This window comes from Sandaracinus amylolyticus (genome assembly GCF_000737325.1).
GTDB classification, from domain to species: Bacteria; Myxococcota_A; Polyangia; order Polyangiales; family Sandaracinaceae; genus Sandaracinus; species Sandaracinus amylolyticus.
The window spans coordinates 5,475,421-5,489,820 of sequence record NZ_CP011125.1; the positions used below are offsets into that span (position 1 = coordinate 5,475,421).

At 72.3% G+C, this 14,400-nt stretch carries 11 protein-coding genes; 6 read left to right on the plus strand and 5 right to left on the minus strand.

The features are described 5' to 3' along the window. Positions 1 to 99: 99 nt before the first annotated feature. From DB32_RS23250 to DB32_RS23275, 6 genes are all read left to right on the plus strand, one after another. Complete coding sequence (locus DB32_RS23250) at positions 100 to 2,175, plus strand: protein kinase domain-containing protein (protein WP_053234834.1); 2,076 nt, start codon at positions 100 to 102, stop codon at positions 2,173 to 2,175. Beyond that, positions 2,172 to 2,936, plus strand: coding sequence for a hypothetical protein (locus DB32_RS23255; RefSeq protein ID WP_053234835.1), 765 nt, complete (start codon positions 2,172 to 2,174; stop codon positions 2,934 to 2,936). Before DB32_RS23250 ends, DB32_RS23255 begins: the two co-directional genes overlap by 4 nt. Next, positions 2,933 to 4,168, plus strand: coding sequence for a Glu/Leu/Phe/Val family dehydrogenase (locus tag DB32_RS23260; RefSeq protein WP_053234836.1), 1,236 nt, complete (start codon positions 2,933 to 2,935; stop codon positions 4,166 to 4,168). The genes DB32_RS23255 and DB32_RS23260 overlap by 4 nt, the downstream gene beginning before the upstream one ends. Positions 4,169 to 4,265: 97 nt before the next feature. Then, the gene (locus tag DB32_RS23265; RefSeq protein ID WP_053234837.1) at positions 4,266 to 4,631 is read left to right on the plus strand and encodes a hypothetical protein; all 366 of its coding nucleotides are present in this window, start codon (positions 4,266 to 4,268) and stop codon (positions 4,629 to 4,631) included. A gap of 476 nt (positions 4,632 to 5,107) precedes the next feature. Continuing rightward, complete coding sequence (glmM, locus tag DB32_RS23270; RefSeq protein ID WP_083457663.1) at positions 5,108 to 6,472, plus strand: phosphoglucosamine mutase; 1,365 nt, start codon at positions 5,108 to 5,110, stop codon at positions 6,470 to 6,472. Positions 6,473 to 6,532: 60 nt separating this feature from the next. Beyond that, positions 6,533 to 8,263, plus strand: a complete 1,731-nt coding sequence (locus DB32_RS23275) for a hypothetical protein (protein ID WP_053234839.1) — start codon at positions 6,533 to 6,535, stop codon at positions 8,261 to 8,263. A gap of 129 nt (positions 8,264 to 8,392) precedes the next feature. Here DB32_RS23275 and DB32_RS23280 read toward each other — a convergent pair whose 3' ends face one another. From DB32_RS23280 to tilS, 5 genes are all read right to left on the minus strand, one after another. After that, positions 8,393 to 9,355 (minus strand): CdaR family protein, encoded by a 963-nt coding sequence (locus DB32_RS23280; RefSeq protein ID WP_053234840.1) that lies wholly within the window; start codon positions 9,353 to 9,355, stop codon positions 8,393 to 8,395. Continuing rightward, complete coding sequence (cdaA, locus tag DB32_RS23285; protein WP_075097600.1) at positions 9,352 to 10,272, minus strand: diadenylate cyclase CdaA; 921 nt, start codon at positions 10,270 to 10,272, stop codon at positions 9,352 to 9,354. Before cdaA ends, DB32_RS23280 begins: the two co-directional genes overlap by 4 nt. Further along, the gene (gene folP / locus DB32_RS23290) at positions 10,265 to 11,137 is read right to left on the minus strand and encodes a dihydropteroate synthase (protein ID WP_053234841.1); all 873 of its coding nucleotides are present in this window, start codon (positions 11,135 to 11,137) and stop codon (positions 10,265 to 10,267) included. Before folP ends, cdaA begins: the two co-directional genes overlap by 8 nt. Positions 11,138 to 11,275: 138 nt before the next feature. Next, positions 11,276 to 13,198 carry an ATP-dependent zinc metalloprotease FtsH gene (gene ftsH, locus DB32_RS23295; protein ID WP_053238925.1) on the minus strand — a complete coding sequence of 641 codons (1,923 nt, stop codon included), beginning with the start codon at positions 13,196 to 13,198 and terminating at the stop codon, positions 11,276 to 11,278. A 167-nt stretch (positions 13,199 to 13,365) separates the two neighbouring features. Then, complete coding sequence (tilS, locus tag DB32_RS23300) at positions 13,366 to 14,352, minus strand: tRNA lysidine(34) synthetase TilS (RefSeq protein ID WP_157069315.1); 987 nt, start codon at positions 14,350 to 14,352, stop codon at positions 13,366 to 13,368. Between the last annotated feature and the right edge of the window lie 48 nt (positions 14,353 to 14,400).

Genomic DNA, 14,400 nt, shown 5'->3' on the forward strand with positions numbered 1-14,400 from the left:
CGAGCCGCGTCCCGCCCGCCGTCCCCGAACGGCAGCCCCCCGCGCCATCCACCGAAGCTCTTCCGTCCGCCCCCCCACCGCGGTAGCTTCGACCCCCGCATGTCCACGTCGACGGCTTCCGCCCGCACGCCTTCCGGCAACCACGGGCTCTCGCCGGGCACTGTCGTCGGGGGCCGCTTCGAGATCGAGCGCGCCGTCGGCGACGACGCCCTCGGCACGATCCTCGCGGCCCGCGACCAGAAGACCCAGCGTCCCATCGCGCTCCGCGTGCTCGGCCCCGGCCTGATCGCGACGCCCGACGCGGTCGAGATCCTCCGCGCCGAGATCAAGACCGCCGCCGCGCTCACGCACCGCAACGTCGTCGCGACCTACGGAATGGGCGCCGAGAAGAGCGGCGCCCGCTTCGTCGCGTGCGAGTGGCTCCAGGGCCAGCCCCTCACCCTCGTCGTCGCGCGCAAGAAGGCCGAGGGCCAGCCGCTCTCGCTGCGCGGCGCGTACAACGTCATCGCGAACGTCGCCAAGGCGCTCGCCGCCGCGCACGAGAAGGGCACCTCGCACGGCGCGCTGCGCCCGGCGGTCGTCTGGGTCTCGAAGAACGGCCGCGTGAAGGTGAGCGAGCTCGGCATCGCGCGCGCGATCCTCCGCACCGCCGGTCCCGCCGCGCTCGGTCCGACCGAGCAGGCGTTCCTCGCCCCCGAGGTCCGCGGCGGCGGCGCGCCCGCGGAGTCGATCGACGCGGCGAGCCGCACCGATGTCTTCGGCCTCGGCGGCCTGCTCTACACGATGCTCACCGGCCGCAGCGCGGGCGACGACTTCGTCGCGCCCTCGCAGGCGCACCCGGAGGCGAGCGCCGAGATCGACGCGATCCTCCTGCGCTGTCTCGCGACCGATCCCGCCGCGCGCTTCGCGACGCCCGAGGACGTGCGCGCCGCGCTCGCGCCGCACGTCGGCGGCGCCGAGGCGGCCGAGGGCGACGCGGGGGGCCTCGGCATGGACATCGACGTCGACGTCGACAGCGCGATGTCCGAGGCGCCGCCGCCGGGCTCGGGCGCGAAGGTCGTCACCCCGCCCGCCGCTGCGCTCAAGGCCCCCGCGCCTCCGAAGCCCGCCGCACCGCCGAAGCCGGCCACCGCCGCGGCGTCCGGCTCGGCACCGCGCCCGATCCCCGCGCTCGCGCCCGCCGGCGCGCCGAAGGTCGGCCAGCGCGTCTCGATCCACGAGGAGTTCCGCCCCTCGTTCGTCGACGGCATCCCCGGCGCCGCGCCGGCGCCCGCGGCCGCCGCTGCGCCGGTGCGCGCGGCCGACGTCGACCTCGGCTCGGTGCTCAACAAGATCACCGAGAACGACGCGGCGCGCTGGATGGTCCAGAAGGACAAGCTCGACCACGGTCCGTTCTCGGGCCGCGAGCTCGTCCAGCTGATCGCGAAGGGCGAGGTCCTCGGCGATCACGGCCTGCTCAACATGGACACCGGGGAGCGCCGCAAGGTCGCCGATCACCCGGACTTCGTGGAGTTCGTCGAGCAGTACCGCCTCAAGAAGGCCGCCGCCGACGAGAAGCAGGCGATCGTCACCGCGGCGAAGGTCGAGAAGACCTCGAACGCGGTGAAGTTCATGGTCGCGGGCGGCGTGCTCGTGCTGATCCTCGCGGGCGTCGGCATCTTCTTCCTCACGCGCCAGGCCGAGCAGGACACCCAGATCGCCGACGCGAACCTCGCCGATCTCTACGAGCGCGGTCAGGTCGAGATCGAAGGCACCGCGGGCATCCTCCCCGATCCTCCGCGCGGCTCGGGCCGGCGCGGCGGCGGCCGTGGTGGTCGCGCCGGCGCGCCCGGGACGTCGTACGAGGACGCGATGAGCCAGGTCGTCGACATCGGCGACGCGACCGGCAGCGGCGGCGAAGGACGCCTCTCGCCCTCGCAGGTGGCGGGCGTGATGAACGGCCGCATCAACTCGTTCTTCCCGTGCGTCGGCGAGGAGCTGCGCGCCGGTCGCTCGCTCGGTCGCGTGCGCATCGACATGGCGATCGCGGGCAGCGGCGCCGTGCTCGGCTCGAGCGTCCGCGCGGGCAGCCCCGAGTTCCAGCGCTGCGTGCAGGGACGCGTCGCCGCGATCCGCTTCCCGGGCTTCGGCGCGCCGCGCATGGGCGCGAGCTACTCGTTCGACGCGAGCCAATGAGCCGCGCGCGCCTCTGCTTCGCGCTCGCGGCGCTGCTCGCGGGGTGCCGCGCCGAGATCGAGCGCGGCCTGCCCGAGGCGCAAGCCAACGAGGTGCTCGTCGCCCTCGACGAGCACGGCATCCACGCGGTGAAGGAGCCGGAGCGCGGCGAGGGCTCGTTCGCGATCCTCGTCTCCGGCGACGACGTCGCATCCGCGCTCGCGGTGCTGCGCGCCGAGGAGCTCCCGCGCGCGCCCGATCCCGGCCTCCACGACCTGTTCGGCACCGCGAGCCTCGTGCCCACCGCGACCGAGGAGCGCGCCCGCCTCACCGCCGCGCTCGGCGGCGAGCTCGCGCGGACCATCGAGGCGATCGACGGCGTGCTCGACGCCCGCGTCCACGTCGCGCTGCCCGACGCGAGCGAGCTCCCGCTCGACGCGCCGCCGCCGCGCCCGCGCGCATCGGTGCTGATCCGCCACCGCGGCGCGCGCGCGCCCTACGACGACGCCGCGATCCAGCGCCTCGTCGCCGGCGCGATCCAGGGCATGGACCCCGGCGACGTCGCGGTCGTCGGCGTCGCCGCGCCCGAGCCCGCCACGCCCGCGGGCGCGCACCTCGCGAGCCTCGGTCCGATCGCGGTCGCGCGCGGATCGATCGGCACGCTCAAGCTGGTGCTCGGCGTGCTGCTGGGCACCAACGGCGTGCTCGCGCTGCTCCTCGCGCTCGCGGTGGTTCGCCATCGCCGCGCCGCTCGAACTCACGACGCAGGGGGAACCACATGAGCTCGGACGCGCTCGAGAACGCCAACCGGTACTTCGAACAGGCGGCGAAGGTGCTCGACCTCGGGCGCGACGTCGCGGTGCAGCTCCGCACACCTTTCCGCGAGGTGCGCGTCGAGCTCAACGTGCGCATGGACGACGGCTCGATCGGCACGTTCGTCGGCTATCGCGTGCAGCACGACAACGCGCGCGGGCCCTTCAAGGGCGGCCTCCGCTACCACCACGAGGTCGACGCGCAGGAGGTCACCGCGCTCGCCCAGCTGATGACGTGGAAGACCGCCGTCGCCGGCGTCCCGTTCGGCGGCGGCAAGGGCGGCATCCACGTCGACGCGAGCAAGCTCAGCGTCGGCGAGAAGGAGCGCATCACCCGCGCCTTCGTCGACAAGATCAACGACATCGTCGGCGATCACACCGACATCCCCGCCCCCGACATGTACACGGGCCCGCAGGAGATGGGCTGGTTCCTCGACCAGTACACGAAGTACCACGGCTACAAGCCCGGCGTGGTCACCGGCAAGCCCATCGAGCTCGGCGGATCGCACGGGCGCGCGGCGGCGACCGGGCGCGGCTGTCTCTACGTCACCGAGGAGCTGATGGCGCGCCTCGGCGAGCCCCTCGTGGGCAAGACCGTCGTGGTGCAGGGCTTCGGCAACGTCGGGGGCTGGGCGGCGCGGCTCTTCGCGGAGCAGGGCGCGCTCGTCGTCGCGATCTCCGACATCTCGGGCGGCTACTACGACCCGAAGGGCATCGACGTCGCGGCGGCGCTCGCGTGGGTCGCGAAGCACCGCACGCTCGCGGGCTTCCACGCCGCGAAGAAGGTCGACAACGACGAGCTGCTCACGCTGCCGTGCGACATCCTCGTGCCCGCCGCGCTCGGCGGCGTGATCACCGAGGAGGTCGCGCGCGGCATCCGCGCGCGCGTGATCGTCGAGGGCGCGAACGGCCCGACCACGCCGGGCGCCGACGAGATCCTGTTCGCCAAGGGCGTGCACGTGATCCCCGACATCCTCGCGAACGCCGGCGGCGTGACCGTCAGCTACTTCGAGTGGGTGCAGAACCTCCAGCACTACTACTGGGACGAAGCGCGCGTGAACGAGGAGCTGCGCCGCGTGATGCGCGCCGCGTTCGACGCGACCTGGGAGCAGAGCCGCAGCCGCTCGCTCCCGATGCGCATGGGCGCGTACGTCGTCGGCATCGGCCGCGTCTACACCGCGACCCGCATGCGCGGCCTCTAGAGACCGTGGCGACCGAGCCCGTACTTTTGCGGTGCTCGGTCCGAATCGAAGCGACCCGCGAGTGACGCGTCGCGCGGCGTCGAGTAGCCCTGCGCCCATGATTTTCTACAACGGCGTCGGGCTGCTCCTCAGCGTCCTGGCCGCGGCGGTCGCCTGGGGCGCGGTCGGGCCGGAGGACGGTGCGACGATGGCTGCGGTGTGGGCCGCGATCGTGTGCGTCGCGGGCGCGCTCTACGACCGCCTCGCGCCCGAAGAGGGGCTCCGCGCGTACTACCGCTGGGTGAGCGCGGGCGCGTCGCGCATCGCGCTGATGGGCGTCCCGGTCGTCCTCTGGCCCGCGCTCGTCGCGGTCTTCGGCGCCGCGTTCCCGCTGTTCAACGGCCACGCGTTCCCCTCGCCGTGGTTCTTCACGGTCGCCGTGCTGACGCCGCTCGCCCTCGCGCTCAAGACGCGCCGCGCCTGACGCCACGGAGGCTCGAGCCCCCGACCGACCCCCGACTCGCACACCGCAGGGTGTCTTCCCGATCGACGAGACCCCCGACTCGCACCGCGCAGGGTGTCTTCCCGACCGACGAGACCCCCGACTCGCACCGCGCAGGGCCTCTTCCCGATCGGCGAGACCCCCGACTCGCACCGCGCAGGGTGTCTTCCGCACCGGCGAGACCCCCGACTCGCACCGCGCAGGGTCTCTTCCGCACCGGCGAGACCCCCGACTCGCACCGCGCAGGTGCTCTTCCCGATCCCGCAGGTGCTCTTTCCGATCTCGCAGCCCCTCTTCTCGACCTCTTCGGGTGTGCGGAATCGCTATCGAATTCGCCGAACATCCCCAACCGCGGAGACCGACGACGTGCCTCGTGCGCCGGCACGATCGTGCCCCCTCCACCCACACCGACACCCTTCGCAGCCCCGCGTCCGGCGTCCATGCTACGGGTCGCGAACATGGCTCGTACTCTCTTCGGAACCGACGGCATCCGCGGCATGGCGAACGAAGGCGCGATGACGCCCGAGATCGCCTTCAAGATCGGCGCGGGGATCACCTACCAGCTGCGCCAGCGCGTGAAGCACCCGCCGCGCGTCATCATCGGCAAGGACACGCGCGTGTCGGGCTACCTGCTCGAGACCGCGCTCGCCGCCGGTGTCTGCACCTGGGGCGGCCGCGTGATGCTCTCGGGACCGATGCCGACCCCCGCCATCGCGCACCTCACGACGAGCATGCGCGCCGACGCCGGCATCGTGCTCAGCGCGTCGCACAACCCGTTCGCCGACAACGGGATCAAGATCTTCGGCGGCGACGGATTCAAGCTGCCCGACGACGCCGAGGCCCAGCTCGAGCGGCTCATCGAGGACGGCGCGCTCGAGAAGGGGCGCCCGACCGGCAAGGACGTCGGACGCGCCGAGCGCCTCGACGACGCGCGCGGTCGCTACGTCGCGTTCGTGAAGCAGACGTTCCCGCGCGACCTGACGCTCGAGGGGCTCAAGGTCGTCGTCGACGCCGCGAACGGCGCGGCGTACCGCGTCGCGCCCGCGGTGTTCGCCGAGCTCGGCGCGACGGTGATCCCGATCGGCGTCGAGCCCGACGGCTACAACATCAACGAGGAGTGCGGCGCCGTGCACCCCGAGTGCTGCGCGCGCGCGGTGCGCGAGCATCGCGCCGACCTCGGCATCGCGCTCGACGGCGACGCGGACCGCGTGATCGTCGTCGACTCCGAGGGCAAGGAGGTCGACGGCGACGTCGTCATGGCGCTGTGCGCGACGCGGATGCTGCGCGAGGGCACGCTGCGCAAGGGCACGCTGGTGTCGACGGTCATGTCGAACCTCGGCCTCGAGCGCGCGATCGAGAGCGCGGGCGGCCGCATGGTGCGCACCGCGGTCGGCGATCGCTACGTCGTCGAGGAGATGCGCAAGAACGACTACAACTTCGGCGGCGAGCAGTCGGGGCACATGATCTTCCTCGACCACGCGTCGACGGGAGACGGGCTCGTCGCGGCGCTGCAGCTCCTCGCGATGGTGCTGCGCGAGCAGCACCCGCTCGCCGATCTCGCGTCGAAGGTGATGACGCGCGTCCCGCAGATCCTGGTGAACGCGAAGCTGCCGGCGCGCCGCCCGCTCGAGGAGATGCCCGCGACGCTCAAGGCGATCCGCAGCGCCGAGGTCGAGCTCGGCAAGAGCGGCCGCGTGGTCGTGCGCTGGAGCGGCACCGAGCCGAAGCTGCGCGTGATGATCGAGGGCGAGGACGAGACGCGCATCGAGCAGCTCGCGAACGACATCGCCGACGAAGCGAAGCGCGAGCTCGCGAGCGCGTGACGCGACGCGAGGCGCGAGCGTGACCCGCTCGCGCCTCGAGATCGGCGATGCTCGGGCGCGATGAGCGAACGCCTCGCCACGATCGGCGCGCTCGTGCTCGTCGCGGTGCTCGCGACGAGCGAGTCCGCGGATCCCGATCTCGGCTTCCACCTCGCGACGGGGCGCGCGGTGCTCACGACGGGCGCGATCCCCGCGACGAACGTGCTCACGTTCGCCGAGCCCGATCACCCGTGGATCAACCAGCAGTGGCTGCCCGCGACGGCGTTCACGCTCGCGTACGAGGCGGCCGGGTTCGCGGGGACGTTGCTGCTGCGGATCGCGCTGGTGGTCGCGACCGCCGCGTTCGTGCTCGCCGCCGCGCGACGGCTCGACGCGAAGCCCGAGATCGCCGCCGCCGCGTGCGCGCTCGGCGCGTGGGCCGCGGCGTTCCGCTTCGTCGAGCGACCGCTGCTCGCGTCGAACCTCGCGCTCGCGATCGTGCTCTGGTCGTGCGCCGGTGCGCTGCGATCACCGCGCCCGCTGCGGCACGTCGCGGTCGCGGGGCTCGCTGCGTCGGTGGCGGTGCACCTCCACGCGGGCGCGCTCTTCTCGCTGATCGCGATGATCGTGCTCGCGGTCGCGCTCGCGCTGGAGCCGCTCGCCGCGCGCGTCGTCGGTCGCGACGCGCTGCCGCGTGCACGGGAGGGCGCGATCGCGCTGGTCGCCGCGACCGTGGGCGCGGTCGCGCTCGCCGCGATCACGCTCGCGCTCTATCACCCGCACGGCCTCGCGGTGCTCGGCGTGCCGCTGCAGATGGCGTCGGATCCGTACCTCGGCGAGCACCTGGTCGAGTTCCGACCGCCGTGGGATCAGCCGCTGCGCGTGCTCTGGCCGTACTGGGCGCTGGTGATCACGAGCGCGCTCGTGGTGCTCGCGACGTGGCGACGCGCGCCCCTGCCGTACGTCGCGATGATCGCGCTCGGCATCGCGATCTCGCTGCGCCACGCGCGCTTCGCCGACCTCGCGTGGATCTTCGTCGCGCCGCCGCTCGCCGCGCTCGCATCGACGCTCCGCATGCCGAGGGCGCTCCCCGTCGTGATCGCGATCGTCGCGCTCGTCGACCGCGCGGCGATCGCGCCTCCCGCGATCGGCCCGGCCGCGGCGGTGTGGCCGGCGCCGCTCTTCGACGCGATCGACGCGCACCGCATCGTCGGCCCGGCGTACGTGCAGGACGGCTGGGCGGGGCCGTTCCTCGCGCGCTTCTGGCCGCGCGAGCGCGTGTACTTCCACCCTTCGTTCGAGGCGTACTCGGACGCGCACTTCCGCCGCTACCAGTCGATCCGCTACGGCGAGCCGGGCTGGGATGACGCGCTCGACGACGCGGGGGTGCAGCTCGTCGTCATGAAGCACACGTCGCCGCGCGAGCGCGCGTTCCAGGAGGGCAGGCCGAACCTGCGCCAGCACCTCGCAGCGAGCGACGCGTGGGCGTTCGTGGCGTTCGACGAGCTCGGCATGGTGCTGGTGCGCCGCCACGGACCGAACGCGCCGATCGCGGCGCGCTCACCGAGCTTCGTCGACGCCGATCGCATGGGGTTCACCCGACGTCCGCGCGACTCGCGCGCAGGGCTCGAGGAGCTCGCGCAGCGAGGCCCGTGGAGCGTGCGCCTCGCGCTGCTCCTCGCGATCGCGCGCGCCGACGACGGCGACGACGAAGGCGCACGCGCCCTGCTCGAGGCGGCTGCGAGCAGCGCGCGAGGCGATCCACGCATCGACGCCGCGCGACGCGTCATCGAGGCGACGAGACGGCGCTGACCCACGATCGCGTCGAACGCCGCTCCCGACCATGCTCACGTCGACGACCACCCTCACGTCGACGACCACCCTCACGTCGTCGTGGTCGTGGTCGTGGTCGTGGGTCGTCGTCGCGGCGGTCGTGAGCGCTCAGCGGCTCGGCATCGCGAGCACGTCGGGCGGCTCCACGTCGACCAGCTCCACGCCCTCGGGGATCCCGCGCACCCGCACCGGCACGCTCTGGCCGCCGGCAGTGGGCTCGAGCTCGCTCACGTCGACGTACGGCACGACGCCGAGCGCGTCCATTCCGTCGAGCACCTGCGGCGCGCCGCGCACCCGCACGCGCACGCGCGCCGGACGCAGCTCGCGGACCTCGCCGCCGACCACCGCGACCTCGAGCCGCGGCAGCGATCGCTCCGCGACCTGCGGCGCGATCTCCACCACGACCGTCACCATCGCCTCGCCCTCGTACTCGGCGTGCGGCGGCAGGTGCATCAGCGTGACGCGACGCTCGTGACGTCCCGCCTCGAGCCCTGCGAGGTTGATCGGATCCGTCGTGACGTGATCGAGCGGCGAGATCTCCGGCGCCGGCCCCGTGATCACCGCGCTCGGCGGTCGCACCTCGGGCGGGCCCGCGAGCATCAGCCCGGGCGCCGGGCGGCCGTCGATCGTCGGGTGCACGGGCAGTCGGCGCTCGGCGCGATCCGCCCACTGCAGCGCGATCGTCGCGGGCGCGATCTGCGTGATCTCGAGGCCCGCCGGCACCTCGAGGCGCTCGGGATCGAAGTAGTAGAGGCGCGCCCGCGTGTCATCGAGCGTCACCTGGATCGGCGGGATGTCGTCGCGCCGGATCGAGTTCAGCAGCGACCGCGAGCCGCGCAGCGTGACGCGCACGCGATCCGGGATGTCGGAGAGCAGGATGCGGCCCGTCGACGCGTCGGGCAGCACCGCCACGACGTCGACGAAGAGCGAGCGCTGTGCGTCCTCGGCGCCGCGCACGAGCGAGAAGAGCGCGAGCGACGCGACGAGCGAGAAGACCTTCAGCGGGAAATTCTCGAAGATCAGGTTGCGGACGAACCCGCCTTCGCGCGCGCGAGCCGTGCTCGCGGTCACGGTGCGCTCTCTTCCTTGCGCGCGGTCGCGGTCGGCACCGACGGCGGCGCGAGCGACGGGCGCTCACTCTGCGAGGGCGACGCGCGGCGCGTGGACGCGGTCGCGTCGGTGCGCGTCTTCTTCCGCACCGGCGTCGAGAACAGACCGAGCAGCGCCTGGCGCAGCGATCCCGCGTCGAGCCCGCGCGCCATGTTGCCGTTGAAGCAGAGCGAGATGCTCCCGCGCTCCTCGCTGACCACCACGACGACCGCGTCCGTCTCCTCGGAGATGCCGATCGCCGCGCGATGGCGCGTGCCGAGCGAGCGATCGAGCTTCGCGCTCGACGAGAGCGGCAGGTGCCCGCCCGCCTGCCAGATGCGCCCCTCGCGAATGATCACGGCGCCGTCGTGCAACGGGTTGTCCGCGTGCGGCACGAAGAGCGAGTAGAGGACCTCCTTCGTGACGCCGGAGTCGATCGGCGTGCCGTGCTCGACGAACTCGTCGAGCGCCGCGTCGCGCTCGAACACGATGATCGCGCCGATGTGCCGCTGCCCCATGTGCACCGCGGCCTTCACGACCTCTTCGATCGCCTGCACCTCGCGCACGTTGCGCGCGCCGCGGAACCACGGTCTCTGCCCGACGCGCGCGAGGACGCGACGGATGTCGTTCTGGAAGATGACGACGATCAGCAACACGATGTACGTGAGCAGCGCGTCGAGGATCGTGTAGAGCGTGACGAGCCCGAGCCGTCGCGCGAGGTGGTACACGAGGAAGACGAGGCCGAGGCCGATCGCCATCTGCATCGCCCGCGTGCCCTTCACGAGCAGCGTCAGGCGATAGAACAGGTAGGCGACGACGAGGACGTCGGCGACGTCGACGATGATGCGCAGCCGACCCCAGTCGACCATGCCGGTCAGGAGATCGCCGAGCTCAGGCATCGGCGCGCGTCTCCTTCCCGCGTGAGGCGCTGCGCGGCGGGCGCATCGCGAGCGCGACGAGCGCCGCCTGCCGCGAGACCGCGACGTCGTGCACGCGCACCGCGTGTGCGCCGCCGAGCACCGCGGCCGTGACCGCGGCGAGCGATCCACCGAGCCGTGCGTCCGGCGCGGGCGCGGCGCCCGACGCGTCCGGCGCGAGCTGACCGATGAACGACTTGCGCGACGCACCGACGAGGACGCGATGTCCGCTCGCGACGAAGCGCGACGTCGCGCCGATCAGCGCCGCCGACTGCGCGGGCGTCTTCGCGAAGCCGACGCCGGGATCGATCCAGATCCGCTCCGCGCGCACGCCGCGCGACAGCGCGCGCGCGATCGCGGCGCGCAGCTCCGCGAGCACGTCCTCGACGACGTCGCGGTACGCGGTGGTCGTCGCATCGACGCGCCCTCCGCCGCGCGAGTGCATCAGCACGAGCTCGGCGCCGCGTCGCGCGACCGCGTCGAGGAGCGCGTCGTCCGCGCCCATCGTCACGTCGTTGACGATCGACGCGCCGCGCGCGAGCGCTGCGTCCGCGACCTCGCCGCGCGCGGTGTCGATGCTCACCCGCATCCCGCGCGCGACGAGCGCGTCGATCACCGGCGCGACGCGCGCGATCTCCTCGCTCGGCGCGATGTCGGGCGCGCCCGCGCCGTACGTCTTGCCCGCGGGCCGCGACGACGCGCCGCCCACGTCGATCACGTCCGCGCCGTCGGCACGCATCCGCTCCGCGTGCTCGATCGCCGCACCGAGCGCGACGAACCGCCCGCCGTCGCTGAACGAGTCGGGCGTCACGTTGAGCACGCCCCAGATCTCGACGGGCGCGCTCATGGGGCCTCCGGACGGAACACGAACGGGCCGCCACGCTCCATTCGCGTAGCGGCCCTCGTTCGCGGGCTCTTCGTCGTCTCGGAGACCCCCACCCTACTCCCGGCGCGGCCCTTCACACCGCGCTGCGATCCACCGACGTCAGCTCGAGGGAACCTCGCGCGGGCGCGGCTGGAAGATGCTCGTCTTGCGCTGCTGCTTGGCCTTCTGCGCCTTCTCGGAGTAGCGCGGGATCACGATCTTCTGGCGCGGCGGCAGCGGCTGGCCGGCCATGATCGCCTCGATCTCCGTGCTGTCGATCGTCTCGCGCTCGAGCAGCGCGTCGGAGATCAGATCGAGCTTGTCGATGTTCTCCTGCACGAGGCGCTTCGCGCGATCGTACTGCTCGGTGATGATCCGACGAACTTCCGCGTCGATCTCCTGCGCGGTCTGCTCCGAGTAGTCCTTGTTCCGGAAGCTCGGGCCCATGTGGAACATGGCGTCCTCGCGCTCACCGTACGCCAGCGGGCCGAGGCGCTCGCTCATGCCCCACTCGGTCACCATCGCGCGCGCGAGCTGCGTGGCCTTCTGGAAGTCGTTGCTCGCGCCGGTCGTGATCTGGCCGAACTTCACTTCCTCCGCGATGCGCCCGCCGAGGATCATCGCGATGCGATCGAGCACCCACTCCTTGCTGGTGCTCAGGCGATCTTCCTTCGGCAGCGACATCGTGATGCCGAGCGCCTGACCGCGCGGGATGATCGAGACCTTCGTGATCGGGTCGTGGTTCGGGACCAGCAGACCGACGAGCGTGTGACCCGCCTCGTGCCACGCGGTGGTCTTCTTCTCCTTCTCGGAGATGACCATCGAGCGGCGCTCGCTGCCCATCAGGACCTTGTCCTTCGCCATCTCGAAGTCGCTCATCGAGACGAAGTCCTTGTCCTGACGCGCCGCGAGGAGCGCGGCCTCGTTCACGAGGTTCTCGAGGTCCGCACCGCTGAAGCCGGGCGTGCCGCGCGCGATGAGGTCGAGGTCGACGTCGTCGGCGACGGGCGTCTTCTTCGTGTGGACCTGGAGGATGCCGAGGCGACCGTTGAGGTCGGGGCGCGGCACCGTGATGCGGCGGTCGAAACGACCCGGGCGCAGGATCGCGGGGTCGAGCACGTCGGGGCGGTTCGTCGCCGCGACGATGATCACGCCCTCGCTCGCCTCGAAGCCGTCCATCTCGACGAGGAGCTGGTTGAGCGTCTGCTCGCGCTCGTCGTGGCCGCCGCCCATGCCGCTGCCGCGGTGGCGACCGACCGCGTCGATCTCGTCGATGAAGATGATGCAGGGCGCGTGCTTCTTGCCCTGCTCGAAGAGGTCGCGGACGCGGCTCGCGCCGACGCCGACGAACATCTCGACGAAGTCCGAGCCCGAGATGCTGAAGAACGGAACGCCGGCCTCACCCGCGATCGCGCGCGCGAGCAGCGTCTTGCCGGTGCCCGGCGGGCCCGCGAGGAGCACGCCCTTCGGGATGCGTCCGCCGAGGCGCTGGAACTTCTTCGGGTCCTTGAGGAACGCGATGATCTCTTCGCAGTCGTCCTTCGCCTCGTCGATGCCCGCGACGTCGGCGAACGTGACCTTGTTCTGCGACTCGTTGAGCAGGCGAGCGCGCGACTTGCCGAAGCTCATCGCCTTGCCGCCGGAGGCCTGCACCTGCCGCATGAAGAAGAAGAACAGCGCGAGCACGAAGAGCGTCGGGAGCCACGCGTAGAGCAGCGACGTGAGGAACGCGTTCTGCTCGGCCGGGACGTAGTTGACGCGGACGTTGTGCTCGAGGAGCTCCTGGTTGAGCTCTTCGCCCGTGTAGCCCACGGTGCTGCGCTGCTCGCGCCGCTCACCCTGGACGTGGACGTACGTGTACTCTGCGTTCGGCCCTCTCGCCTCGATCTCGACCTGCTCGACCCTCCCGGCCCGAACGTCCGCGATGAACTCGCTGAACGCGACCTGCCGCGGCGCGGGGTCGTTGGTGACCAGCTGGTAGATCGCGTACATCATCACGATCAAGAGCAGCCAGAGGAGGAGGGTCTTGTGGCTCTGCTTCACGTGCACCTCGTTCACGCGACTCGCGCACGCCGTCGCCACCGGACGACGACGTGACGATCACGTGGATCCCGGAGAGCGGGCCTGCTCCGGGTCACGTGACTAGGGTGGCACACACTCTCCAGGCCGACAATCATTCGAGCTTCAGCTTTCCTCGGGTTCACGCTTCTTCATCGACCCGCTGAACGCACGTTCGAAGAGGAGCCGAAGGGGGTCGGATCGTGCGTCGCGCGCAGCGCGCCACCGACGACCGAAGCGGTCCAGCCAGCGGGGAGCCGAGCGTTCCCTCTTCCCTGGAGCGCGACCTCCATGGCGTCCAGGTGTGCACGGCGAATCGTGCCGCCAGTGCGCGCGTGAGCCCAGATGCGCAGCGCCTCGCGACGCGCCGCGAGCGGCGCGCGAGAGAGCAGCTCCGCGTCGAGCGAATCGCCGTCTTTCGCGGCTCTCGCGAGCAGATGTCGCGCGTGCTTGCGCGCGAGCGCGTCGAGAGCGCGCGTGTCGTCGGCGATGTGCGCGAGGTGCCGCGCGATCGCCGGGCTCTCGATCGCGAGCGCCGGGAGGATCGCGTGACGCACTCGCGCGCGCTGGAACCTCGGATCGACGTTGCTGGGATCGTCGACGATCGTGAGGCGATGCGCCTCGATCCACGCGCGGACCTCGGCGCGCGTCGAGTCGATCAGAGGTCGCACGACTCCGTCGGCGCGACGGGGCGCGATGCCCGCGAGCCCGCGCGCGCCGCTGCCTCGCATCATGCGCGCGAGCACCGTCTCCGCTTGATCGTCGAGCGTGTGACCGACCGCGATGCGCGAGGCGCCGAGCTCGCTCGCGAGCGCATGGAGGAGCGCGTAGCGCGCGGCGCGCGCGCGGTCCTGGAGCGAGCCGCGCTTCGTGGGCAGCGTCGCGCGCAGCGGATGGAACGGCAGACCGAGCGCGCTCGCGTGCGCCGCGACGAGCTCGACCTCGCGCTGCGCTTCGGCGCGCAGCCCGTGATCGACCGATGCGACGTGCAGCTCGAGCGCGAGCTCGGGCGCGATGCGCGCGAGCACGTCGAGCATCGCGGTGGAGTCGGGCCCGCCGCTGACCGCGACGACGACGCGCTCGCCGCGCCGGAGCAGACGTCGCTCTCGGATCGTGCGTCGCACGCGCGCGAGGAGCATCGGATCGCACACTAGCAGCCGCGCCCGGCGATGCTCGGCACGATGGGA

Excerpts from the sequence above, each read along its gene's own strand:
- DB32_RS23260 (WP_053234836.1), top strand. The coding sequence starts at position 2,933 with ATGAGCTCGGACGCGCTCGAGAACGCCAACCGGTACTTCGAACAGGCG.
- tilS (WP_157069315.1), bottom strand. The coding sequence starts at position 14,352 with ATGCTCCTCGCGCGCGTGCGACGCACGATCCGAGAGCGACGTCTGCTC.
- folP (WP_053234841.1), bottom strand. The coding sequence starts at position 11,137 with ATGAGCGCGCCCGTCGAGATCTGGGGCGTGCTCAACGTGACGCCCGAC.
- DB32_RS23265 (WP_053234837.1), top strand. The coding sequence starts at position 4,266 with ATGATTTTCTACAACGGCGTCGGGCTGCTCCTCAGCGTCCTGGCCGCG.
- glmM (WP_083457663.1), top strand. The coding sequence starts at position 5,108 with ATGGCTCGTACTCTCTTCGGAACCGACGGCATCCGCGGCATGGCGAAC.
- DB32_RS23275 (WP_053234839.1), top strand. The coding sequence starts at position 6,533 with ATGAGCGAACGCCTCGCCACGATCGGCGCGCTCGTGCTCGTCGCGGTG.
- cdaA (WP_075097600.1), bottom strand. The coding sequence starts at position 10,272 with ATGCCTGAGCTCGGCGATCTCCTGACCGGCATGGTCGACTGGGGTCGG.
- DB32_RS23255 (WP_053234835.1), top strand. The coding sequence starts at position 2,172 with ATGAGCCGCGCGCGCCTCTGCTTCGCGCTCGCGGCGCTGCTCGCGGGG.
- DB32_RS23250 (WP_053234834.1), top strand. The coding sequence starts at position 100 with ATGTCCACGTCGACGGCTTCCGCCCGCACGCCTTCCGGCAACCACGGG.